We start from the raw sequence: 2,264 nt of genomic DNA, 5'->3' as shown, positions 1-2,264 counted from the left end.
ACGCAGACGTAATGGCCTGACCTCAGCGATGATTACCGGTGAGAAAGTCTTTAAAGAAAAACCCTTTGATGCGGATTAACTAAATCGTTAAGCCTTATGGCGACTGTTCAACAGTCGCCGGGCCCGGCGCTTTTGTGACCAACGGATCAAACCGGTCACAAATAATATCAGCGGTAAAAGGCCAGCAATAAACACCAGAATCCGGCCGGTCATGCCAAACACTTCACCGTTATGCAATGGATGTAACCAGTGCATGAATACATCACCACCAGTGTCTTGTTTAGTATCACGAATCCCTAAAATTTCCCCATTAATTGGATCAATCCACACCTGAGTTCGGGGAAAGCGCCGACTGGGTTCTCCCTCTTGATACAACGCAATTCGCCAGGCTTTTTGGTTATTTAATCCGGGCGTTTCAATCCAACGTAATTCCGCGTCAGGAAACCGGTTTTTGGCAATCTCAACAGCCTGATCCGCCGTAATTCGATCATCACTTTCGCCATGGTCTAATGCAATCTTCGGTGCAATGGTTAACGGTGAAAATGGCTTCACCAATATGGCCGTTTCATCAGGCAGAGCGAGTGCTGCCCCGGTCAGACTTAAAATCAGCAAAAACACTAATCCATAGCTGCCCGACAACACATGTAGATCGTAATTGAGTCGAGCTTTGCCAGAGCGAAGCTGCGGTTTTAATGCGTGTTTCAAGCCAGCCCAACCCGGCCACCACAGCCAAATCCCTGAAATAAACGAGATCAAAGAAATCAGCCCGATAATGCCGATAATGATTTTGCCAGGTTTTTCCAGCAGCAGACTGTAATGCAAATCGTAAATCCAAGTCATTGCATAATCGCCCCATAAACGGGAGCTGGTAACTTCCAACGTGACCGGATCAACTGTCAGCATCAATGGTGCGAAGTTTTTACCAACTGATTCAATCGGGGTGTAATAACGCGCCATAATTGGCCTGTCTGTATGCATCGGCTGTTCGATTCGCCAGGAATTTTGGCGCGTCGGATGTGCTTGTTGCAAGGCATCCAAAATATCCTGTTGGGCTGGCATCTTGTAAGGAACGCTGGTGGGTTCCATTTGCGGATTGAGGATTTGATCGATGTCCAGATAAAACACCAGAATACTGCCAGTCAACCCCAGCAATACCAGCACGGCGCCGATACTTAAACCGAGATATAAATGAATGCTCAGCCAGATGCGGCGGGCGTTTTTCATGGTGGGCTTTTATCCGAATGACGTAATTGATTCGCTGCCAAATATCGACAGCGAATCATGTGGGCCTAAAAGTCTACCTGAACCGAGCCATACACCGCACGACCATCGCCGGGGGAGTGCATGCTTTCGGTATTTAACCAAACGTATTCATAATCGCGATCAAATACATTTTTGAGTTCCATTGCCAGTTTTACTTTGCTGGTGAGCGCATAACTGGCCGAAGCATTGACCAACACATACTGACCAAATTTTCGTGTGTCATTGTCGACAGTCAGATAGTACTCATCTTGTGCGCTGACCCAGCTCGACAGTTTCAGTTTGGGGTTGGCCTGATAATCGATACCGGCATCAATTAAATAGTTCGGCACATGATCAATTTCATTGCCTTTAGAACCTGGTTTATCTGAGCCAGCTTTAAGTATTTCCGAATCCTGAAATGCAGCGGCAAACCATAACCCTAATTTTTCGGTGGCTTGTGCATTAAATTGAATATCGATCCCACGACGTTCGGTTTTACCAATATTCTCACTGTCATTATTGGCATCACCTAACTTTGTTTTGAACTCTCCCGAGGCAACCTGTTCCCAGAGTGCAACACGACCATTTAGCCAATCAGTTGGGGTAAATTTTAGCCCGATCTCCCAGCCTTCGTTAATAGACGCATCCAAATCTTCGGAGAAAACATTTTTCTGGTAGCTGGCTGCACCTGAAGCAACTTGAAACGTTTTACCCCAGTTACCATAAACCGCATAGCGGTCGGTCAGCGAATACACCGCACTGAATTTTGGCTGGCTGATATTGCCATAATCATTTATATCACGATGCACACCAGCATCGTTCAAGCTGCCGCGAACGGTATCCACCCGATAAGCTGGTACCAGTTTTAACTTTTCAGTCGGTTTATAAATGGCCTGAACAAAGCCGCCATAGATATCAAAGTCAAAGTTCTGATCCCGTGTCTGCGAGGTACGATTTCTAAAATCATCCACAATATAACGGCGGCTTTCATTGGCCTGAAACTCGGCGCTCAATCCACCCAT

Annotated in this window: 2 protein-coding genes; both read right to left on the bottom strand. The window is 46.5% G+C overall.

What is annotated here, in order from left to right; translation table 11 throughout:
• Window positions 1-87: 87 nt before the first annotated feature.
• Window positions 88-1,224, bottom strand: a complete 1,137-nt coding sequence (locus B3182_RS02140; RefSeq protein WP_292358320.1) for a PepSY-associated TM helix domain-containing protein — start codon at window positions 1,222-1,224, stop codon at window positions 88-90.
• Between the two features lie 65 nt (window positions 1,225-1,289).
• Window positions 1,290-2,264, bottom strand: a 975-nt coding sequence (locus B3182_RS02135; RefSeq protein ID WP_292751358.1) for a TonB-dependent receptor, incomplete at its 5' end; no start/stop codon positions are given.

The sequence above is a fragment of the Methylophaga sp. UBA4204 genome (genome assembly GCF_002379485.1).
GTDB lineage: Bacteria > Pseudomonadota > Gammaproteobacteria > Nitrosococcales > Methylophagaceae > Methylophaga.
The sequence above is the reverse complement of the archived record's forward strand: the minus strand, read 5'-3'. Positions and strand labels throughout refer to the sequence as shown.

What these genes read in the sequence shown, in the direction of transcription:
- B3182_RS02140 (WP_292358320.1), bottom strand. Translation starts at nt 1,224, where the DNA reads ATGAAAAACGCCCGCCGCATCTGGCTGAGCATTCATTTATATCTCGGT.